General features: G+C 48.7%; 15 protein-coding genes and 8 tRNA genes. 22 read left to right on the top strand and 1 reads right to left on the bottom strand.

The annotated features are described in order from the left end of the window. Positions 1–703: 703 nt before the first annotated feature. From serS to rpoC, 14 genes are all read left to right on the top strand, one after another. Positions 704–1,975 (top strand): serine--tRNA ligase, encoded by a 1,272-nt coding sequence (gene serS, locus EKM84_RS07625; RefSeq protein WP_125765167.1) that lies wholly within the window; start codon positions 704–706, stop codon positions 1,973–1,975. Between the two features lie 452 nt (positions 1,976–2,427). Continuing rightward, positions 2,428–2,500: transfer RNA gene (locus EKM84_RS07620), tRNA-Val, on the top strand. 38 nt (positions 2,501–2,538) lie between these two features. Then, positions 2,539–2,620: transfer RNA gene (locus tag EKM84_RS07615), tRNA-Leu, on the top strand. Positions 2,621–2,656: 36 nt separating this feature from the next. Next, positions 2,657–2,729: transfer RNA gene (locus EKM84_RS07610), tRNA-Thr, on the top strand. 27 nt (positions 2,730–2,756) lie between these two features. Continuing rightward, positions 2,757–2,828 (top strand) — tRNA-Gly (locus EKM84_RS07605). Between the two features lie 11 nt (positions 2,829–2,839). Then, positions 2,840–2,925, top strand: a tRNA-Leu gene (locus EKM84_RS07600). 22 nt (positions 2,926–2,947) lie between these two features. After that, positions 2,948–3,021: transfer RNA gene (locus EKM84_RS07595), tRNA-Arg, on the top strand. A gap of 37 nt (positions 3,022–3,058) precedes the next feature. Next, positions 3,059–3,132 (top strand) — tRNA-Pro (locus EKM84_RS07590). 29 nt (positions 3,133–3,161) lie between these two features. Further along, positions 3,162–3,235 (top strand) — tRNA-Pro (locus EKM84_RS07585). Positions 3,236–3,433: 198 nt separating this feature from the next. After that, complete coding sequence (locus EKM84_RS07580; protein ID WP_125765166.1) at positions 3,434–3,901, top strand: CtsR family transcriptional regulator; 468 nt, start codon at positions 3,434–3,436, stop codon at positions 3,899–3,901. A gap of 17 nt (positions 3,902–3,918) precedes the next feature. Beyond that, entirely contained in the window at positions 3,919–6,411 is a 2,493-nt protein-coding gene (locus EKM84_RS07575; protein WP_125765165.1) for an ATP-dependent Clp protease ATP-binding subunit, read from the top strand. Positions 6,412–6,736: 325 nt separating this feature from the next. Then, on the top strand, positions 6,737–7,339 hold the full coding sequence (locus EKM84_RS07570; RefSeq protein WP_125765164.1) for a TetR/AcrR family transcriptional regulator: 603 nt from the start codon (positions 6,737–6,739) through the stop codon (positions 7,337–7,339). Between the two features lie 239 nt (positions 7,340–7,578). Beyond that, positions 7,579–11,193 (top strand): DNA-directed RNA polymerase subunit beta, encoded by a 3,615-nt coding sequence (gene rpoB / locus EKM84_RS07565; RefSeq protein WP_125765163.1) that lies wholly within the window; start codon positions 7,579–7,581, stop codon positions 11,191–11,193. A 21-nt stretch (positions 11,194–11,214) separates the two neighbouring features. Further along, positions 11,215–14,862 (top strand): DNA-directed RNA polymerase subunit beta', encoded by a 3,648-nt coding sequence (gene rpoC / locus EKM84_RS07560; protein WP_125765162.1) that lies wholly within the window; start codon positions 11,215–11,217, stop codon positions 14,860–14,862. 86 nt (positions 14,863–14,948) lie between these two features. On the opposite strand, the gene EKM84_RS07555 is transcribed toward rpoC, so the two are convergent. Then, positions 14,949–15,599, bottom strand: coding sequence for a prepilin peptidase (locus EKM84_RS07555; RefSeq protein ID WP_125765161.1), 651 nt, complete (start codon positions 15,597–15,599; stop codon positions 14,949–14,951). Positions 15,600–15,881: 282 nt separating this feature from the next. Between EKM84_RS07555 and rpsL the strand changes: the two genes are divergently transcribed. The 8 genes from rpsL to rplW all read left to right on the top strand — a co-directional run bounded on the left by rpsL (position 15,882) and on the right by rplW (position 22,873). Then, a complete protein-coding gene (gene rpsL / locus EKM84_RS07550) occupies positions 15,882–16,295 on the top strand; it encodes a 30S ribosomal protein S12 (RefSeq protein ID WP_125765160.1) in 414 nt (137 codons plus the stop codon). 84 nt (positions 16,296–16,379) lie between these two features. Further along, the gene (rpsG, locus tag EKM84_RS07545; RefSeq protein ID WP_020090150.1) at positions 16,380–16,850 is read left to right on the top strand and encodes a 30S ribosomal protein S7; all 471 of its coding nucleotides are present in this window, start codon (positions 16,380–16,382) and stop codon (positions 16,848–16,850) included. A gap of 190 nt (positions 16,851–17,040) precedes the next feature. Further along, positions 17,041–19,140: an elongation factor G gene (fusA, locus tag EKM84_RS07540; RefSeq protein WP_125765159.1), complete on the top strand. Its 2,100-nt coding sequence runs from the start codon at positions 17,041–17,043 to the stop codon at positions 19,138–19,140. Between the two features lie 172 nt (positions 19,141–19,312). Continuing rightward, complete coding sequence (locus EKM84_RS07535) at positions 19,313–20,641, top strand: MATE family efflux transporter (RefSeq protein WP_125765158.1); 1,329 nt, start codon at positions 19,313–19,315, stop codon at positions 20,639–20,641. Positions 20,642–20,936: 295 nt separating this feature from the next. Beyond that, positions 20,937–21,245 carry a 30S ribosomal protein S10 gene (gene rpsJ / locus EKM84_RS07530; RefSeq protein ID WP_011668500.1) on the top strand — a complete coding sequence of 103 codons (309 nt, stop codon included), beginning with the start codon at positions 20,937–20,939 and terminating at the stop codon, positions 21,243–21,245. 45 nt (positions 21,246–21,290) lie between these two features. Next, complete coding sequence (gene rplC, locus EKM84_RS07525; RefSeq protein ID WP_125765157.1) at positions 21,291–21,941, top strand: 50S ribosomal protein L3; 651 nt, start codon at positions 21,291–21,293, stop codon at positions 21,939–21,941. Positions 21,942–21,962: 21 nt separating this feature from the next. After that, positions 21,963–22,586 (top strand): 50S ribosomal protein L4, encoded by a 624-nt coding sequence (gene rplD, locus EKM84_RS07520; RefSeq protein ID WP_125765156.1) that lies wholly within the window; start codon positions 21,963–21,965, stop codon positions 22,584–22,586. Then, positions 22,586–22,873, top strand: a complete 288-nt coding sequence (gene rplW, locus EKM84_RS07515) for a 50S ribosomal protein L23 (protein WP_125574885.1) — start codon at positions 22,586–22,588, stop codon at positions 22,871–22,873. Before rplD ends, rplW begins: the two co-directional genes overlap by 1 nt. Positions 22,874–22,895 lie beyond the last annotated feature (22 nt).

Raw genomic sequence — 22,895 nt, 5'->3', positions numbered from 1 at the left:
TTGCAACAGTGCAGTAGGACCCTGACCGACTCTGAGACTGTGTCAGTTACTTTAACGACCAGCTAGCGTGTTTGAGGGGAAAGGCAGGACACGCACCTACTAACGTGTAAATGAGGGGGAAGCTGATTAACCACCACTGTCGACCAGGGTGAAACAAGACACACAGACTCACGCCAATGAAAACGGGGGGGTCAGTCTAAGTGACCAGAGGCGGATCAAGATGGGCAGCTGTGTCGGTGGTCTTAACTGAGGGGGCTTCTCAGTTTAGAGCACGGGACGGCCTTGGAAACTCGCGGGTCTTGCGAGGTTTCAAGGCGAGCCGGAGGACCGTTCCTCAGGCCGCAGGCGTTCCCCACAGCAGACCGTCTTGAATCCGCCGCCGGGAACGAACACTGAGCCAAACCCCATTTTCAATTGGCAATTGTCATTGGAAAAGAAATGCGGTATGATGAGTGTATTCAAAAACACGAGGTGCCTATCCAGTAGACGGCCAGAGAAGCGGGGCAAGCTGCAAACCGCAACGTCGAACATTCCAGCACTAACTAAAGTGGGCGGGTAATGCCGCACGGTGCAGACCGTTATCATGTTCAAGGGTGTAACTGGGTGAACCAGCTGCGAACTTGGGTGGTACCGCGAAGGTCTTCGTCCCATGTGACGGAGGCCTTTTTTGTATCATCCGTGAAAAAGAGAGGAGCACAACTGTATGTTAGATTTGAAATTGATTCGCCAAGAACCAGATTTTATTAAAGAAAAATTAGCCACGCGGGGGGTTGATCCCGCTGATATCGATAGCTTACTGGCTTTGGATGCCCAACGCCGGGAACTGATCGTTAAGAGTGAAACCATGAAGGCCCAACGCAACACGGTCTCCGATGAAATTTCTCAATTGAAGCGCAACAAGGAAGACGCCAACGATAAGATCACCGAAATGCGTCAGGTCAGTGCCGACATCAAGAAGATTGATGCCGACCTCGATGACTTAAAGGCCCAGGTTCACGATGCCGCCGCCCATTTGCCAAACATTCCTAATGACAACGTGCCAGTTGGCTTAACGGAAGACGGCAGTGTTGAAATCCGTCGCTGGGGCGAGAAGCCTAACCTGGACTTTACCCCTAAGGCTCACTACGAGTTAGGTGAAGACCTAGGTATCCTGGACTTCGAAGCCGGTGCCAAGGTTTCCGGTAGCCGTTACCTCTACTACCTCGGCTTAGGTGCACGTCTGGAACGGGCCGTTTACAACTTCTTCCTGGACGAAAACACCAAGGCTGGGTTCAAAGAAGTATTGCCACCATACATCGTCAACGATGACTCGATGTACGGGACGGGCCAATTCCCTAAGTTTAAGGAAGACGTTTACCAGTTACGCGATGAAGACATGACGTTGATTCCAACCGCCGAAGTGCCATTGGTCAACTACTACCGTGACGAAGTGATCCCTGAAGAGGACCTGCCAGTTTGGTTCACGGCCTTGACGCCAGCCTTCCGGTCCGAAGCCGGGAGTGCTGGGCGCGATACCCGGGGACTGATTCGCTTACACCAATTTAACAAGGTTGAAATGGTGAAGTTCTGTAAGCCAGAAAACTCATGGGATGAACTGGAAGCTTTGACGAAACACGCTGAGAGCCTCTTACAGAAGTTAGGCTTGGCTTACCATGTGATTACGTTGACGACCAGCGACATGAGCTTTACGGCTGCTATGACGCATGATTTGGAAGTTTGGTTCCCAGAACAAAACACGTACCGGGAAATTTCCAGCTGCTCGAACACGACGGACTTCCAAGCTCGCCGGGCGCACATTCAATACCGAGATGACAATGGCAAGCTGCAATACGTTCACGCGTTGAACGGGTCTGGTTTGGCCGTTGGTCGGGCCGTGGCCGCTATTTTGGAAAACTACCAAAACGCCGACGGTTCTGTTACGATTCCTGATGTCCTGGTTCCTTACATGGGTGGCGTTACAAAGATCACCAAGTAGGATTTAAAATCAAATAGGCATGAGTTACTAGCAGGTGGGTCCCTTATCCGTGATGGATAGGGGGCCTGCCTTTTTGGGTGAAACGCGGGGGTGGGGAGTGAGTGAAAAAACAATTTTTTGAATATTTTTGAATATTTTTGTAATTTCTAGTTGACGAGTTATGGGGTTTCGTATAAAATAGTTTTTGTTGGTTAATTAGTCCATCACGCGGAACGCTGATGAGCTAGCCAACCGGGAATTGCGAGAAATAAACTTCTCAAAGTTTTTCGAAAAAAACCTAGCTTTTTCATTCTGAATGAGCTACAATATTACTTGTCGTCAAGCGACTAGTTATTCAACCAACGAATATTTATTCAAAATATTTCAAAAAAGTTGTTGACATCATCTGCTAGACATGGTAAATTGTAATAGTTGTTTCGGACGAGGACATCAGTTCTCATTTCGGAAAATATGGAGGATTAGCTCAGTTGGGAGAGCGTCTGCCTTACAAGCAGAGGGTCACAGGTTCGAGCCCTGTATCCTCCATTGGGACCCCGGTCCCTGGCGGTTAGTTCGCCAACGTTGCAGGTGTGGCGGAACTGGCAGACGCGCTAGATTTAGGTTCTAGTGTCTTATGACGTGGGGGTTCGAGTCCCTTCACCTGCATTAACTAAATATTGCAAAATATTTTAAAAATATTTTGCCGACTTAGCTCAGTTGGCAGAGCATCTCACTAGTAATGAGGAGGTCGGAGGTTCGAATCCTCTAGTCGGCATGGCACCATTAATAAAATAGCCAATTTGCGGAAGTAGTTCAGTGGTAGAACATCACCTTGCCATGGTGGGGGTCGCGGGTTCGAATCCCGTCTTCCGCTTTTGCCCTTTTGCCGGGGTGGCGGAATTGGCAGACGCACAGGACTTAAAATCCTGCGGTCAGTGATGACCGTACCGGTTCGATCCCGGTCCTCGGCATTCAACAACTTAATATCATTATGCACCCATAGCGCAACTGGATAGAGTGTCTGACTACGAATCAGAAGGTTGTAGGTTCGACTCCTACTGGGTGCATTTTTGTTGCTTATGAATAACCGCATAAGCAATTTTTCGGGAAGTAGCTCAGCTTGGTAGAGCACCTGGTTTGGGACCAGGGGGTCGCAGGTTCGAATCCTGTCTTCCCGATAAACTGACGCAAGGTCAGCGGGCTATTTCGGGAAGTAGCTCAGCTTGGTAGAGCACCACGTTCGGGACGTGGGGGTCGCAAGTTCAAATCTTGTCTTCCCGATTTTTTTATCCCGAATTACATATGAAAAATGAAACGGTCACTTCCTTACTAATTGTTTGGAAGTCGGCCGTTTTTTTGTTATGCTTATCTTCCAGAACTTCTCGGTGAAATGTGGTCTAATCCTTTGCATTTTCATGGAAAGTTCGTATAATATTAGTCAACATTAGTCAGAAGAACTGCACCGAAGGGGGGACGATAATGGAGAATCAAAATATTTCAGATATTATTGAGTCTTACCTGAAGCAGATTTTGGCTGAGTCTCAGCAGGTGGAGATCCGGCGTGCGGAAATTGCCGACCAATTTAATGTCGTGCCATCGCAGATCAACTATGTGATCAAGACCCGCTTTACGATTCAGGACGGCTACGTCGTTCAGAGTAAACGCGGTGGCGGTGGCTATATTCGCATTGAAAAGGTCAAGTTGCTCGACAACCTAGATTTCATCGATTCGCTAGTGAGTGCGGTGGGGGACCATATTACCCGCCACGATGGCCTATCGGTGGTCCGGAGCCTATTTGAGGCTGGGTCGATTAATCGGCAAGAGGCCAATATCATCCTGGCGGCAATCGATAAGGATGCCGTCAACACGGGTGATCGGGCACTAAATGAACGCGTCCGCGCCCAGATCCTGATTTCAATTTTAAACCACCTACGTTACGAGAGTTAAGAAAGTGAGGAGTTGCAATGGATAACCTATTTACACCGAGTGCTAAGAGCGTCCTTGTATTGGCACAGGAACAAGCAAAATATTTCAAGCACCAGGCAGTCGGTACGGAACACTTGCTGTTAGCCCTCACCATTGAAAAAAACGGGATCGCCAACAAAGTCTTACAACAATTTTCCGTTGGCGACGATGATGTCCGCGAAGAGATTGAACGCTTTACGGGGTATGGCACGCTAGCTGACATGGATAAAGACAGCTACCTGCCATACTCACCCAAGGCCAAGGCCATGTTAGCCTTAGCCGGTGACGAAGCGAAGCGGTTGGGCGCCACGAAGATTGGGACGGAACACTTGTTGTTAGCCTTATTGAGTGACGACACCATTTTGTCATCCCGTATCTTGACGAATTTAAACGTCGAATTGAACGATGCCCGCAAGGTTGTCTTGCGTAAGCTGGGGATTTCTGACACGCCTAAACGTCGTGGCGATGCCCGTTCACGTCGCGGGGCGGCTCCTCAAGGTGGCACGCCAACGTTGGACTCCTTAGCCCGTAACTTAACGGATGCTGCTAAGGAAGGCCGGATGGACCCAACCGTTGGCCGGAACAAGGAAGTTAAGCGTGTTATCCAGATTTTGAGTCGTCGGACCAAGAACAATCCTGTTCTGATCGGCGAACCTGGGGTGGGGAAGACGGCGATTGCTGAAGGCCTGGCCCAACGCATCGTTGCCGGAAACGTTCCCGAAGACATGCAAAACAAGCGCCTGATGATGCTCGACATGGGCTCACTGGTCGCTGGGACCAAGTACCGTGGTGAATTTGAAGACCGACTGAAGAAGGTCATCGAAGAAATTTACAACGATGGGCAAGTCATTCTCTTTATTGATGAATTACACACGCTGATTGGTGCCGGTGGGGCTGAAGGGGCCATTGATGCCTCTAACATTCTGAAACCAGCGCTGGCCCGGGGCGAGCTCCAAACCATTGGGGCCACTACGTTGGACGAGTACCAAAAGTACATTGAATCTGACGCTGCCCTCGAGCGGCGGTTTGCCACGGTTCAGGTCAACGAACCAACGCCAGCCGAAGCCACAGAAATTCTGCAAGGCTTGCGGCCACGTTATGAAGACCACCATCACGTGAACATCACGGATGAGGCCATCGACCAAGCCGTTAAGCTGTCGACTCGTTACATCAGTGACCGCTTCTTACCCGATAAGGCCATTGACCTGATGGATGAAGCGGCTGCGAAGGTCCGCATTGATCAAATGGACAAGCCAACGGCGGCAACCAAGCAGGCGCAGGCCTTAAAGGACTTGGCTGACGAGAAGGAAAAGGCCATTGAACAACAAGACTTCGAACGCGCTGCTAAGCTACGGACCGAAGAGAAGGCCCTCCGAGCAAAGGTTGAGGCACGTAAGGCCAAGGCTATGGCGACCACCGATGATGACACCCACCAGTACGCATTAGACGTGACTGGTGAGGACGTGGCGGACGTGGTGGCTGAATGGACCGGGGTACCGGTCACCCAGTTGAAGCAAACGGATGCTGATCGACTGGTTAATCTGGAAAAGATTTTGCATAACCGGGTTATTGGTCAAGAGGAAGCCGTTTCTGCCGTTTCTCGGGCCATCCGTCGGGCACGTTCCGGATTGAAAGATCCGAACCGCCCAATCGGGTCCTTCATGTTCCTTGGCCCAACCGGGGTCGGGAAGACCGAGTTGGCGAAGGCCTTGGCTGAAGCGATGTTCGGTTCCGAAGACAACATGATCCGGGTCGACATGAGTGAGTACATGGAAAAATACTCAACCAGTCGTTTGATTGGGTCGGCACCAGGTTACGTGGGTTACGACGAAGGTGGGCAATTGACCGAAAAAGTTCGGCAAAAGCCTTACTCCGTGGTCCTCTTCGATGAAGTGGAAAAGGCTCACCCTGATGTCTTCAACATTTTGCTACAAGTCTTAGACGATGGCTACCTGACCGACTCTAAGGGACGTAAGGTTGACTTCCGAAACACGATTTTGATCATGACGTCTAACCTGGGGGCCACGAAGCTGCGGGATGAAAAGACCGTTGGGTTCGGTGCTGAAGACATGGCCAACAGTTACAAGGCGATGTCCGATACCATCCGGGCAACCCTGAAGCAGTCGTTCCGTCCAGAATTCTTGAACCGAATCGATGAAACGGTCATCTTCCACTCACTGCGGAAGCCAGAACTCCACGAAATTGTGAAGCTGATGGCTAAGCACATCGTGGATCGCGTGGCTGAACAAGATATCAAGCTGAAGATTACGCCAGCGGCGATTGATGCCGTGGCCAAGGCGGGCTTCGATCCTGAGTACGGGGCACGGCCAATCCGGCGGGCACTGCAGACGCAGGTTGAAGACAAGCTGAGTGAATCTCTGCTGAACGGTGAGGTCAAGACCGGTGATCAGGTCACCATTGGCGCAACGAAGGGTGAAGTAACGGTCAACGTGAAGTCACCAGAAGCCAAGAAGACGGTTGCCAGTCACTAACAACACGAAATGTATAGAAGAAACAGGCTAATTTAAAAGTACGCGATTGTCAGTGCTCCCCGCTACCACGGGGTGTGGCCCTGGCCGTCGCGTACTTTTTGCATGGGTTGCGTGGTCCCAGAAGTTAACTGTTGGTTGAATTGTTACGATTTGACTAGGAAACAACTTGGTCTAACAAGCGATAAGTGAGATGTGGTAAACTGAACTTAACTAGAAAATACCTGGTGTCAGACACGGCGCCCGTGGTTGACGCGGACCGGACAGTTAGTCGCAGACACAGCTAACGGGGAACTGACACCGGGTAGAAAATGAGAGGACGGAAGCCATGAAGAGAGAAGAGCAGTTAAGCCACACGCATGCGGCCATCTTGAAGGCAGCCCGGGAACAGTTCTTGTCCCAAGGATACCAAGCCACATCGACCAGAGACATTGCTAAGGAGGTCGGCATTACTCAGCCAGCCCTTTATCATCATTTCAGTGATAAGGAGGTTATCTTCTTAGAAGTGATCAAGACGGTTGGTGAGGAGGTCCAGCAGGGCATCCTTGCGGTTAACGACGAACTAGCCAACGTTGACCAACCTGATCCAGTCGCCGCCTTAACGGAAGTGACAGAGGTTCTGACGGGGGTCCATCCCCGCGATGTCTTCACGGTGATCCACAGTAGCTTCCGTTTCTTGAAGCCGGAGAATAAGCGCCAACTGGGGATGGTCTTCATGCAAGACTACCTGACGCCCTTACAACAGTTCTTTGAACTCGGCGTGGTCACGCTGCAGCCGGACGTGAAGCCACAGGATGCTGCTTCCTTCTATCTAACCAGTCTGAGTCCGCTGTTTAACACGTTCCACCACGTTGGCTCAGCCAATGCCTCGCAGCATGATCAGACGTTGGCGCTGGTCCGCTTGATTTTATTTGGTGTCGCGGTTAAATAATAAGTGTTCCTTATTGACATTTAGCGATAGATTTAGTACTATATCATTTGTATGCAACTGTGAACTGAAATTGAACGCACCGATATATTGTCCGGTAGCGTCCATTATAAGAAGCCAAAAGCAAGCAACTTGTTTGTTTTTGGATTTTTTTTGCCAAAAAACCGGGTGTGAATGCATTTGTAATCAAAATGTAACATTCGGTTTGGCCGGTCACAGAATAAATAGGAGAGGTGAACAACTTGGCAGGACACTTAGTGAAATACGGGAAACACCGTACGCGCCGTAGCTATTCGCGAATCAAGGAAGTCCTTGATTTACCTAACTTGATTGAAATTCAAACCAATTCCTACAACTGGTTCCTCGACGAAGGTTTGCGCGATATGTTCGACGACATCATGCCAATCGAAGATTTTCAAGGAAACCTTTCGTTAGAGTTTGTTGATTATCAATTACTTGAACCCAAATATACTGTGGATGAAGCACGGGAGCACGATGCCAACTATTCAGCACCACTGCACGTGACTTTACGGTTAACCAACCACGAAACGGGCGAAATCAAATCACAAGACGTCTTCTTTGGTGACTTCCCATTAATGACAGCCCAAGGGACTTTCATTATTAACGGGGCAGAACGGGTTATTGTTTCTCAATTAGTCCGCTCACCAGGGGTTTACTTCAATGAAGATACTGATAAGAACGGCCGGACCGTCTTCGGTGCCACGGTCATTCCTAACCGGGGTGCCTGGTTAGAATTCGAAACCGACGCGAAGAACGTTTCTTACGTCCGGATCGACCGGACGCGGAAGATTCCAATGACCGAATTAGTTCGGGCCTTAGGATTCGGTTCCGATGATGAAATCTTGGATATTTTAGGGGATAACGAAAGTCTTTCCCAAACCTTGGAAAAGGATATCCACAAGAACACCGACGATTCCCGTGTCGAAGAGTCCTTAAAGGACATCTATGAACGCCTACGCCCAGGTGAACCTAAGACGGCTGACTCTTCACGGAGCTTGCTGACTGCACGGTTCTTTGATCCTAAGCGTTACGACATGGCTCCCGTTGGTCGTTACAAGACGAACAAGAAGCTGAGCCTGAAGACCCGTTTATTGGGCCTGACTTTAGCCGAAACGTTGGCCGACCCTGATACCGGTGAAATCATCGCGCAAAAGGGAACGGTCGTTGACAAGGACGTTATGAAGACCTTGGCCCCATTCTTGGATCAAGACGATTTCAAGATGGTTACTTTCCAACCTTCAGACGAAGCCGTTGTCACTGAACCCCTCAAATTACAAATCATTAAGGTGCAATCACCTGATGACCCTGAACAAGAAGTTCCCGTTATTGGGAATGGCAACATTGATATTAAGCTGAAGCACATTCGCCCAGCCGACATCATTGCTTCCATGAACTACTTCTTCGACCTGCAAATTGGGATTGGGAACACCGATGATATTGACCACTTGGGTAACCGGCGGATTCGTTCCGTGGGTGAACTCCTGCAAAACCAATTCCGGATCGGTTTATCCCGGATGGAACGAGTTGTGCGTGAACGGATGTCTATTCAAGATGCTGCGACGGTAACGCCACAACAATTGATCAACATTCGCCCAGTCGTGGCTTCTATCAAGGAATTCTTTGGTTCCTCACAACTGTCTCAATTCATGGATCAGACCAACCCACTGGGTGAATTAACCCATAAGCGGCGTCTGTCCGCCCTTGGGCCTGGTGGTTTGACGCGTGACCGTGCCGGTTATGAAGTCCGGGACGTGCACTACACCCACTACGGTCGGATGTGCCCAATTGAAACGCCTGAAGGTCCTAACATTGGTTTGATCAACAGTCTTTCCAGTTACGCCCGGGTTAACAAGTATGGGTTCATCGAAACGCCATACCGTCGTGTTTCATGGGATACGCACAAGGTTACCGACAAGATCGATTACCTGACTGCTGATGAAGAAGATAACTACGTTGTGGCTCAAGCCAACACGCCGTTAAACGATGATGGTTCATTTGCTACGGACACAATCATGGCCCGTGACGAAGATAATAACATCGAAACTTCTGCTGACCGGATTGACTACATGGATGTTTCGCCTAAGCAAGTTGTTGCTGTGGCCACTGCATGTATTCCTTTCTTGGAAAACGATGACTCCAACCGTGCCTTGATGGGTGCCAACATGCAACGGCAAGCTGTGCCATTGCTGGACCCACATGCGCCATTAGTTGGGACTGGTATCGAATACAAGGCTGCCCATGACTCCGGTGTTGCTTTAATTAGTCAACACGAAGGAACTGTTGAATACGTTGATGCTCGTGAAATCCGGGTTCGGCGTGAAGACGGTGCTTTGGACACCTACAAGCTGATGAAGTTCCGCCGGTCAAACGGTGGGAAGAACTACAACCAACGTCCAATCGTTAAGGTTGGCGATCACGTCGACAACGACGAAATCTTGGCTGATGGTCCTTCAATGGAAAATGGGGAATTAGCCTTAGGCCAAAACCCATTAGTTGCCTTCATGACTTGGCAAGGGTACAACTTCGAAGATGCCATCGGGATCAACGAACGGTTGGTTCGCGATGATGTTTACACGTCGATTCATATTGAAGAATACGAATCAGAAGCACGTGACACGAAGCTTGGACCTGAAGAAATGACTCGCGAAATCCCTAACGTTGGTGAAGACGCCTTGAAGAACTTGGACGAAGACGGAATTATCCGGATTGGTGCTGAAGTTCAAGACGGCGACATCTTAGTGGGTAAGGTAACGCCTAAGGGTGTCACTGAATTATCTGCTGAAGAACGTTTGCTCCATGCCATCTTTGGTGAAAAGGCCCGTGAAGTACGGGATACTTCTCTTAAGGTGCCACATGGTGGTGGCGGGATCATCCAGGATGTTAAGATCTTCACGCGTGAAAACGGTGATGAACTTTCTCCTGGTGTCAACATGATGGTTCGGGTCTACATCGCGCAAAAGCGGAAGATCCAAGTTGGTGACAAGATGTCTGGTCGTCATGGTAACAAGGGGACTGTTTCAGTCGTTATCCCTGAAGAAGATATGCCATACATGCCAGATGGTACGCCAATCGACATCATGCTGAGTCCCATGGGTGTGCCTTCCCGGATGAACATCGGGCAAGTGCTCGAATTACATTTAGGGATGGCTGCTCGTAAGTTAGGGATTCACGTCGCAACGCCTGTCTTTGATGGTGCCCGTGATACTGATATCGCTGACGCTATCAAGGAAGCTGGGATGGCTTCTGACGCCAAGACTGTCTTATACGATGGCCGGACTGGTGAACCGTTTGATAAGCGGGTTGCCGTTGGTGTCATGAACTACCTGAAGTTGGCCCACATGGTCGACGACAAGATGCACGCCCGTTCCATCGGACCTTACTCACTGGTTACGCAACAACCACTTGGTGGTAAAGCGCAATTTGGTGGCCAACGGTTTGGTGAAATGGAAGTTTGGGCTTTGGAAGCTTATGGTGCCGCTTATACGTTACAAGAAATCTTAACGTACAAGTCTGATGACGTGGTTGGACGGGTTAAGACCTACGAAGCCATTGTTAAGGGCGATCCAATTCCTAAGCCAGGTGTCCCTGAATCATTCCGTGTTCTGGTCAAGGAATTACAATCCTTGGGTCTGGACATGAAGGTCTTAAACGGGAACAACGAAGAAATTGAACTCCGTGATATGGATGACGATGACGATGATGTTGTGAACGTTGATGCTTTGAGCAAGTATGCGCAACAGCAAGAAGAACAGCGAAAAGCCGCTGCTCAGACCGGTGATAGCAAGGCTGCATCAACATCAACAAAAAATGAAAGTCAACCGAACACGCAAGACTAATTAATAAGGGAGGTCGCTTCTTTGGTCGATGTCAATAAGTTCGAAAGCATGCAGATCGGGCTGGCTTCACCTGATAAGATCCGTAGCTGGTCTTACGGGGAAGTCAAGAAGCCTGAAACCATCAACTACCGGACATTAAAGCCTGAAAAAGATGGGCTGTTCGACGAGCGGATTTTCGGTCCTACCAAGGACTGGGAATGTGCCTGTGGGAAATACAAGCGGATCCGTTACAAGGGTGTCGTTTGTGACCGTTGTGGGGTTGAAGTTACCCGTTCTAAGGTTCGTCGTGAACGGATGGGCCATATCGAATTGGCTGCTCCTGTAACCCACATCTGGTACTTCAAGGGGATTCCAAGTCGGATGGGCTTGGTCCTGGACATGAGTCCTCGTGCGCTTGAAGAAATCATCTACTTTGCCTCATACGTTGTCCTGGATCCAGGTAACACGCCACTCGAAAAGAAGCAATTGCTTTCCGAACGTGATTACCGCGACAAGCTCGTTGAATACGGGCGTGACGCTTTCAAGGCCGAAATGGGTGCCGAAGCTATCAAGAAGTTATTGATGGCCGTAGATCTTGATAAAGAAGTCACTGAATTAAAAGAAGAATTGAAGGAAGCTACTGGTCAGAAGCGGACGCGTGCCGTTCGTCGTCTGGACATTCTGGAAGCCTTCGTTACTTCAGGTAACCGTCCGGAGTGGATGGTAATGGATGCTATTCCGGTAATCCCACCTGATCTTCGTCCAATGGTACAACTCGAAGGTGGTCGTTTCGCGACGTCTGACCTGAACGATTTGTACCGGCGGGTTATCAACCGGAACAGCCGGTTGAAGCGTTTACTGGACTTAAATGCGCCTGGAATCATCGTTCAAAACGAAAAGCGGATGCTCCAAGAAGCCGTTGACGCCTTGATCGATAACGGTCGTCGTGGCCGTCCAGTGGCTGGTCCTGGTAACCGTCCATTGAAGTCTCTTTCACACATGTTGAAAGGGAAGCAAGGACGTTTCCGTCAAAACTTGTTAGGGAAGCGGGTTGACTACTCTGGTCGTTCCGTTATTGACGTAGGTCCTTCCCTCAAGTTCAACCAAATGGGTCTGCCAGTGCCAATGGCTTTGGAATTATTCCGGCCATTCATCATGAAGGAATTGGTTGCCCGTGGGTTGGCTTCAAACATTAAGAACGCTAAGCGTCAAATCGACCGTGAAGATGATGATGTCTTTAACGTTTTGGAAGATGTCATCAAGGAACACCCTGTTCTGTTGAACCGGGCCCCTACGCTTCACCGTTTGGGGATTCAAGCGTTCGAACCAGTCTTGGTTAGTGGTAAAGCTATGCGTCTTCACCCATTGGCTTGTGAAGCTTACAATGCCGATTTCGATGGGGACCAAATGGCCATTCACGTGCCTTTATCTGACGAAGCACAAGCTGAAGCACGTTTGCTGATGTTGGCTGCTCACCATATTCTGGCTCCTGCCAGTGGTAAGCCAGTTGTTGCGCCTTCTCAAGATATGGTTATCGGGAACTACTACCTGACCATGGAAGAAACTAACCGTGAAGGGGAAGGCATGATCTTTACCGACCTCAACGAAGCTGTTCTGGCTTACCGGAACGGCCTGGTTCACTGGCACAGTCGTGTTGGTGTTCAGGTTTCTTCCATGCCAGACAAGCCATTTACTGACGAACAACGTAGCAAGATTATGGTGACGACCGTTGGGAAGTTAATCTTCAACAACATCCTGCCTAAGTCATTCCCATACTTGAACGAACCAACTAGCACGAACTTGAACGGTGCCGTTCCAGATAAGTACTTCTTGGAACCAGGTGAAGACATTCATGATTACCTGCAAAATGCAGAAATCATTGGACCATTCAAGAAGGGCTTCTTGTCCGATATCATTGCTGCCGTTTACCAACAATACAAAGTTACGGCTACTTCAGAACTGCTTGACCGGATCAAGGACTTGGGTTACGACGAATCAACTAAGTCTGGTTTGACGGTTGGGATGGTCGATGTTACCGACTTGAAAGAAAAGCCAGAAATCATCGACGCTGCCCACAAGCAAGTTGCCACGGTCACGAAGCAATTCCGTCGTGGATTGATTACGGATCATGAACGTTACGAACGGGTTATTGGTATCTGGAACGATGCCAAGGACGACATTCAAAACGCCTTGATTCACAGTTTTGACCAACAGAACCCTATCTTTATGATGAGTGATTCTGGTGCCCGGGGGAACATTTCTAACTTTACGCAGCTTGCCGGTATGCGTGGCCTGATGGCCGCACCTAGTGGTGACATCATGGAGCTGCCTATCACGTCTAACTTCCGTGAAGGCCTGTCTGTGATGGAAATGTTTATCTCGACCCATGGGGCCCGTAAAGGGATGACCGATACGGCCCTCAAGACTGCCAACTCAGGTTATCTGACTCGGCGGTTGGTCGATGTTGCCCAAGACGTTATCATTCGGGAAAAGGATTGTGGGACTGACCGTGGTTTGAAGATTCGTGCCATCACTGATGGAAACGAAATGATCGAACCATTGTACGACCGGATCTTAGGGCGTTACACCCAAAAGACCGTCTACGATCCAAAGACTGGGGACGTTATCGTTCCTAAGAACCAAATGATCGTTGAAGACACGGCTCAAAAGATTGTTGATGCCGGTGTCGAAGAAGTTACCATTCGTTCTGCCTTTACTTGCAACACTGAACATGGTGTCTGCGAACATTGTTATGGCCGGAACATGGCTACTGGTGACGAAGTTGAAGTTGGTGAAGCTGTCGGGACTGTTGCCGCACAATCTATCGGTGAACCTGGGACCCAGCTGACCATGCGTAACTTCCATACCGGTGGTGTTGCCGGGAACGAAGATATTACCCAAGGGCTTCCTCGTGTTCAAGAATTATTTGAATCTCGGAACCCTAAAGGTAAAGCTGAGATTACCGAAGTTACTGGGACGGTTGAATCAATCGAAGAAAACCCAGCTGAACGGACCAAGGAAATCACCATTAAGGGTGAAGCCGATACGCGGAGTTACACGTTACCGATCACTGCTCGCATGCGGGTTACTGAAGGCGACTTTATCCACCGTGGTTCTGCATTGAACTATGGGTCTGTTGATCCTAAGGAAATGCTGCGGGTTCGCGATGTCTTATCAACTGAAACTTACATCTTAGGTGAAGTTCAACGTGTTTACCGGATGCAAGGTGTTGCTATCAGTGATAAGCACGTGGAAATCATGGTTCGTCAGATGCTACGGAAGGTCCGCATCATGGACCCAGGTGACACTGATGTCTTACCTGGTACTTTGATGGATATTCAAGACTTCCGTCGCGCTAACTACCAGACGTTGATCGATGGTGGCATTGCCGCTACCGCACGTCCAGTTATCTTGGGGATTACCAAGGCTGCCTTGGAAACGAACAGTTTCTTGTCAGCCGCATCCTTCCAGGAAACGACGCGTGTCTTGACCGATGCAGCTATTCGGGGCAAGAACGATCCACTGGTTGGTTTGAAGGAAAACGTTATTATTGGGAAGATTATTCCTGCCGGGACTGGGATGCCAGATTACCGTCAGATCAAGCCCAAGGAAGTTGGCGGTACGTCAACCGAAGGCGTCTACTCCATCAGCGACTTAGAAAAACAAATGCAAGAAGACTCACAGGCTTAGTGACAACTAGGCAACGTGGTCGGGGGCTCGCCAGTGATGGCGGGTCCTTTTTGTATTGGTCTGATTTTTACGTTGTGTTCGAGCCATCAGGCGTCTGCCAATAGCCACCAGCAAACCGCACTGATGACTAAATAGGGGAGAAAAGCGATGCGACGTGGCGCATTTCGTTGCAGAAGGGCCAACGTGCTGGCTAATAAGATCCAGCGGGCAGTCGCGGTCATTCCCCAGAGTAGAAGGTAGCTGAGCATCATTTCAAAATCGCCGTCGCCAAGTAAAGGTTGGCGCCAGTGTGGCCACAGGACACGGATGCATAGTGCAGCGGTTAAGGTCAATAGCACGACGAGTGGGGGGTGCCCCCAGAGAACGAGGGGCAAGGTTGCGTAACTGATCCAGCCGGGAAAAGTTTGGGTGCGTGCATCACAGAGTGCAGCGAAGCCCCATAGTCCTAACCAGATTAGCCGAGTGCTTGTCGTTGGGTGCAACGTCGTTAACAGGAGGCCGACGGTGACTTCCATGATGAACGTCGTTGCGGGGATTGACGCGTGACAGTAATGACACCGTCCACGAAGTAGCAGGTAACTGCACACGGGAACCAGTTGCCAGTGAGCTAGGGGCGTTTGACAGGTATCACAGTGCGAAGCTGGATAGAAAGGGGACGTGTTTGTGGCGTACCGGTCTGCCATGGCCGTTAGCCAGGAGCCAATACAAGTACCGTAAATGAATAGAATAAGTGTCATGAAAGTTTCACCTCTATAGGTTAACTCCGTAAAAAAAGCCGAAATGTTTCTGCAAAATTCGGCCATGGTTGGTTGACAGGCGTTTTCTGGCATGGTATTCTATTCAAGGTGCTTTTCGCAGACAGGTCTCGGGTATTCATTACCGGACATGCTGACTGACGGCGGGGAGGACACTTCAATTAAATCTCCACATGGGTCGTCTTTTTTCTTTGCAGGAAAATGAACCACCTGGATGTGTGGACTTAAAACTCTAGAAAGAATACGGAAAGGAGGACTATTTAGATGCCTACTATCAACCAATTGGTGCGTAAAGGTCGTAAATCTAAAAGTTCTAAATCAGATGCCCCAGCTTTAAACTACGGGTATAACAGTTTCAAAAAAGCTCAAGTTAAGAATCCAGCTCCACAAAAGCGTGGGGTTGCTACTCGTGTCGGTACCATGACACCAAAGAAGCCTAACTCTGCTTTACGTAAATATGCACGTGTGCGGTTGTCAAACTTAATTGAAGTGACTGCTTACATTCCTGGTATTGGTCACAACCTTCAAGAACATAGTGTTGTGCTTATCCGGGGCGGCCGGGTTAAGGATTTACCTGGGGTTCGTTACCACATTATCCGTGGTGCCCTCGATACTGCCGGTGTTACTGACCGTCGTCAAGGTCGTTCTAAGTACGGTACCAAGAAGCCTAAGGACTAGACCGAGACTACTAGATATAAGAAGGGTTAGGCGCACGGTTGCCGTCGACTAACCTGTAACAGCATTTCAAGGAGGATATTATCAATGCCTAGAAAAGGAAACGTACAAAAGCGTGAAGTCCTTCCTGATCCAATTTACAATTCAAAGTTGGTCACTCGTCTGATCAACCATACGATGATGGATGGGAAACGTGGAACTTCAACTAAAATCATTTATGGTGCCTTCGACATCATTAAGAACGAAACTGGCAACGATCCAGTGGAAGTCTTCGAAGAAGCAATGAAGAACGTTATGCCAGTCTTGGAAGTTAAGGCTCGGCGTGTTGGTGGGTCAAACTACCAAGTTCCTATCGAAGTTCGGCCAGACCGTCGGACGACGTTAGGTCTTCGTTGGATGGTTCAGTACTCTCGTTTACGCGGCGAACACACGATGGTTGAACGACTTGCTCGTGAAATCATGGACGCTGCTAACAACACCGGTGCTGCCGTTAAGAAGCGTGAAGACACCCACCGGATGGCTGATGCCAACCGTGCCTTCGCTCACTACCGCTGGTAAGAGCAGCTATCGCACTGCTTTGCTTGTAGTGTGATAAAATGTTAAAAGCAACGTGTCCTGAGGACTACTTGCTGCTAACTTAAGGGAGTAATCCTTTAATCCAGAGGTGGCTACTAAAATCAATTGCGATGTTAGTAGTCACTTTTTGGCACAATCTACGATCAATTTTGAGAGGAGTTACACATTAATCATGGCTAATACTCGTGAATTTCCGCTTGAGAAGACTCGTAACATCGGTATCATGGCTCATATTGATGCCGGGAAGACGACGACTACTGAGCGTATCCTGTATTATACTGGTAAAATCCATAAGATTGGTGAAACCCATGATGGGGCTTCACAAATGGACTGGATGGAACAAGAACAAGAACGGGGTATTACGATCACTTCTGCCGCTACCACTGCGGAATGGAAGGGTCACCGGATTAACATCATTGACACCCCAGGACACGTGGACTTCACTGTTGAAGTTGAACGTTCCCTGCGTGTGCTTGATGGTGCCGTAGCCGTCTTAGACGGTCAAGCCGGTGTTGAACCTCAAACCGAAACTGTTTGGCGTCAAGCCTCAGATTTCGATGTTCCTCGTATCGTGTTCGTTAACAAGATGGATAAGCTGGGTGCCGACTTCGACTTCTCAGTTAACTCTATCCACGAACGCTTACAAGCGAACGCCTTAGCCTTACAAATGGCTATTGGTGCTGAAGATGACTTTGCCGGTGTCGTAGACTTGATTGAAATGAAAGCCTACGTTTACGACAAGGATACCTTAGGTGCCGACTGGGATACCGTTGATATTCCAGACGACATGAAGGAAGAAGCCCAAAAGCGTCATGAAGCTATGATCGAAAGCGTCGCTGATGTTGACGATGAAATCATGGAAAAGTACCTTGAAGGTGAAGAAATCACCAAGGCTGAACTGAAAGCCGCTATCCGTCGGGCAACGTTGAAGCTGGAATTATTCCCAGTCTTCGCCGGTTCTGCCTTCAAGGATAAAGGTGTTCAGATGTTGATGGATGCCGTTGTGGACTACTTACCATCCCCATTGGATGTTAAGCCTTACAACGCCACTGTTCCTGATACTGAAGAAGCCGTTGAATTACGTGCCGATGATGATGCGCCATTCGCTGCCTTAGCATTTAAGGTTGCCACTGACCCATTCGTTGGTCGTTTGACTTACATCCGGGTTTACTCCGGTACTCTGGAAGCTGGTTCTTACGTCTTAAACGCGACGAAGGACAAGCGTGAACGTGTTGGTCGTTTGCTGCAAATGCATTCAAATCACCGTCAAGAAATTCCAGAAGTCTTCTCCGGTGATATCGCTGGGGCCATCGGTTTGAAGAACACCACTACTGGTGACTCTTTGACTGACCCAGATCACCCACTTCATTTGGAATCAATGGACTTCCCAGAACCAGTTATTCAGGTTGCCATTGAACCAAAGACGAAGGCTGACCAAGCCAAAATGAACGTTGCTCTTCAAAAGCTTTCTGAAGAAGACCCAACTTTAAAGGCTGAAACGAACCCTGAAACTGGTGAAACTTTGCTTGCCGGGATGGGTGAACTTGCTTTGGATATCATCATCGATCGGATGAAGCGTGAATTCAAGGTTGAAGCTAACATTGGTGCCCCACAAGTTGCCTACCGTGAAGCTTTCACGAAGTCAACTAAGGTCCAAGGTAAGTTTGTTCGCCAATCTGGTGGTAAAGGTCAATATGGTGACGTTTGGATCGAATTCACCCCTAACGAACGTGGTAAGGGTTACGAATTCGAAGACGCTATCGTTGGTGGGGTTGTTCCTCGTGAATTTATCCCTTCAGTTGACCAAGGTCTGAAAGAAGCCATGGCAAACGGTGTCTTAGCCGGTTACCCATTGGTTGACGTTAAGGCCAAGTTATACGATGGTAGTTACCATGAAGTCGATTCTAGTGAAGCAGCCTTCAAGGTTGCTGCATCATTGGCTTTACGGAAGGCTGTCCAAACTGCCGGCCCTGTTATTCTTGAACCAATCATGAAGGTTGATATCTTGGTTCCTGAAGAATACATGGGTGATATCATGGGCCAAGTTACCGCTCGTCGTGGTAAGGTTGATGGTATGGAAGCACGTGGTAACGCACAAATGATTCATTCATTCGTTCCGTTATCTGAAATGTTTGGTTACGCGACGACGTTACGTTCTGCATCTCAAGGTCGTGGTACCTTTACCATGACGTTTGACCACTACGAACCAACGCCTAAGAGTGTTCAAGCTGACATTATCAAGAAGAATGGCGGCACTCCAGTCGAAGACTAGTCTGTCCTCACTCTCTATCAAGAAACGTCTGACCTCCGGGTTGGGCGTTTTTTTTTTATGGGAAAAATGGAAAAAACTCATGGGAACTCGTCGTCACAGAGCGTGGTGTCTTGCGTTATAATAATCTGTGTGTGTAAGCGTCACGCGGACCTCAAGTATTGGAGAGTGAGTTATGGAAGAGTTATTCGAACGCGCTCCGATTCCCCGGGCGTATTTTAAGCTGGCGTTACCGGTCGTTCTTGCGATGGTTGCCAGCATGATTTACAATTTGGCCGACACGTTCTTCGTTTCGCAAACCCAGAACACCAACTTAGTGGCAGGTGTCGCGCTGTGTACGCCATTATTTTCCTTGTTAATCGCCTTGGGTGACATCTTTGGCCTAGGTGGGAGTTCATTAATCTCACGACTGCTGGGTGAGAAGGCTTATGCAACGAGCAGTCGGGTTAGCAGTTTTTGCCTCTATGGTGCGGTGGTCATTGGTTTGGTGACGACAGTGCTCTTGTTGATTTTTATGCGACCCATTTTACGATTGTTGGGGGCGACTCCGGCAACGTACGCGTACGCCAAACAGTTTTATAGCATCATGGCGATTGGTGCGATGCCCATTATTGTCTCCATCGTTCCAGGCAATCTGATTCGAACGGAAGGTTTCGCGACACAGTCTATGGTTGGAACAATGATCGGTACAGTTATTACCATTATATTGGATCCACTTCTGATTTTTCCGCTGGGAATGGGGGCTGCCGGTGCGGCATTAGCAACGGTCATCGGTTACACAGTCTCTGCGATTGTCTTGGTTGTTCTGACGAAACGTTATTGCCAGGTCATCTCGATTGATGTGAAGCAGAGTCGGATTAATGGCGTACTGATACGTCAGGTCCTGTTTATCGGCATCCCAGGATCAATCACGAACCTCATGCAGGCATTTGGGACGACCGTTTTAAATCGGTACCTGGTGGACTACGGACCAACACGCGTGGCCGCGATGGGGATTGTACTTAAGGTGTATATGATCGTGATGTTGGTGATGGTCGGTTTTGCCTTTGGGGCGCAGCCATTGATTGGTTATACGTTCGGTGCTAAGAACATGGAACGGTTCAAAAAAATCTTACACTTTGATCTCATGGTCGAGGTTGTCTATGCCCTAGTACTGGCCATCATCTTAATGGTCTTCGCACCACAAATTATTGGTCTGTTCCTTCATAATACTGCGGTGATTACTGCGGGGACGTATATGTTGCGCGCGTTCTTGCTAACGACGCCGTTTGTTGGGGCAGTCCTGGTATATACGACGGTGTTCCAAAGCACGGGAAAGGCGAGTGGGGCCTTTATCATGTCGATTGCGCGGCAGGGAGTCGTGTTCTACCTGGCCATTGTCATTGGCGCGCACATCGCTGGATACCATGGTGTTATCTGGGCACAGCCAATTGCTGACGTTCTTACCTGCGCAATTGGGTGGGAACTAGCAAGACACCTATTTAATAGAAGAAACCGCGTTTGACTCCAAATCAACCGAACTGACCCCTAACTTTGAAATTGATTTGGATCAAGCTGTCAATGTTTTTTACAAAAAGATTTGAGAAATTCTGTTAAAACCCTTGTCAGTCGGCGTTTTATTTAGTATGATAGTCAAGTGCTGTATTTCCCCGAGCATTTTTATGCCCCGGGGGTTCGGTTCAAAAGCTTAAGCGATGATGTGGGAGATTGCGACACGCCCGGCCGCTTTGCCATGAGGGCGTGGCGGGAATTTCCACGGAGTTAGTCTTATTTTTAAAATAGACGAAGGAGGGAACACAATGGCAAAACAAAAAATTCGGATTCGGTTGAAGGCATACGAACATCGCATCCTTGACCAATCAGCGGACAAGATTGTTGAAACAGCAAAGAGAACTGGTGCCGGCATCTCAGGTCCAATTCCTTTACCAACTGAACGGACGATCTACACCGTATTACGTTCACCACATAAGTTTAAGGACTCACGTGAACAATTCGAAATGCGGACGCACAAGCGTCTGATTGATATCGTTAACCCAACGCCAAAGACGGTCGACTCATTAATGAAGCTTGACCTGCCTAGCGGTGTTGATATCGAAATCAAGTTATAATTTTCAAAGCAAGTAAATTAATACAATATAATCGGAGGTGTACTCATGACCACTAAAGGAATCTTAGGGAAAAAGGTCGGGATGACGCAAGTCTTCACTGATGCTGGCGAATTAATCCCCGTTACTGTTGTCGAAGCAACGCCAAACGTTGTGTTACAAGTTAAGACAATGGAAAACGACGGTTACGAAGCCATTCAACTTGGTTACCAAGACAAGCGTGAAGTACTCAGCAACAAGCCCGAACAAGGTCATGTAGCAAAAGCAAACACGACTCCTAAGCGCTTCATTCGTGAATTCAGAGATGTTGAGCTGGGAGATTACAAGGTAGCAGACGAAGTTAAAGTTGATACCTTCCAAGCAGGAGACATCGTTGATGTCACTGGTATCACTAAAGGTCATGGATACCAAGGTAACATTCATAAAGACGGTCAAAGCCGTGGCCCTATGGCCCATGGTTCTCGTTACCACCGTCGTCCAGGTTCTCTGGGTGCCATCATTAACCGGGTATTCCCTGGTATGAAGCTTCCAGGTCGGATGGGTAACAAACAAGTTACTATCCAAAACCTTGTGATTGTTAAAGCTGACGTTGATAACAACGTTCTGTTGATCAAGGGCAATGTGCCTGGTGCTAACAAGTCACTCGTTACTGTTAAGAGTGCTGTTCGCCCACCACGTCCAAAGCATTCTGAAAATTAAATAGGAAGGGAGGATAATTAAATGACAAGCGTAGCATTATACAAACAAGATGGTAGCCAAAACGGCAACGTTGATTTGAACGCTGATATCTTCGGCATCGAACCTAACGACAACGTCGTATTCGACACAATTTTGATGCAACGAGCTTCCATGCGCCAAGGAACCCACGCCGTTAAAAACCGGAGTGCCGTTCGTGGTGGTGGTAAGAAGCCATGGCGTCAAAAGGGTACTGGTCGTGCCCGTCAAGGTTCCATCCGTTCCCCACAATGGGTCGGTGGTGGTGTGGTCTTTGGACCAACCCCTCGTTCATACAGTTACCGCCTTCCTAAGAAGGTTGGCCGTTTAGCATTGAAGTCAGTTCTTTCTCAAAAGGTTCTTGATGAAAGCTTAGTCGTTCTTGATGGCTTAGCATTCGATGCACCTAAGACGAAAGAATTCGCTGCAGTGTTGGCTGGTTTGAATGTCACTACTAAGACGTTAGTTGTCCTTGAAGACGACAACGTAACTGCTGCTTTAGCAGCCCGTAACTTAGCAAACGTTAAGGTTATTCCAGCCAAGAGCTTGAATGTCCTTGATATCGCTGATGCGGACAAGTTAGTGATTACCCAACCAGCTCTTTCTCAAGTAGAGGAGGTGCTCGCATAATGGAATCACGTGACATTATCTTACGCCCAGTTGTTACCGAAGCTACGATGGCAACTATGGACGACAAGCGTTACACCTTTGACGTTGACGTACGAGCAACCAAGACTCAAGTCAAGCATGCCGTAGAAGACATCTTTGACGTCAAGGTTGTTAAAGTTAACATCATGAATTTGAAGGGTAAGAAGAAGCGTCAAGGACGTTACGAAGGCTACACTAAGAAGCGTCGTAAGGCCATTGTCAGCTTATCTGCCGACTCAAAAGAAATCAAGTTATTCAACGAAGAATAAAATCTCAGATATAGGAGGGAAA

The organism is Levilactobacillus mulengensis, assembly GCF_003946045.1.
Lineage (GTDB): Bacteria > Bacillota > Bacilli > Lactobacillales > Lactobacillaceae > Levilactobacillus > Levilactobacillus mulengensis.
This window is presented reverse-complemented; position numbering and strand designations above follow the sequence as displayed.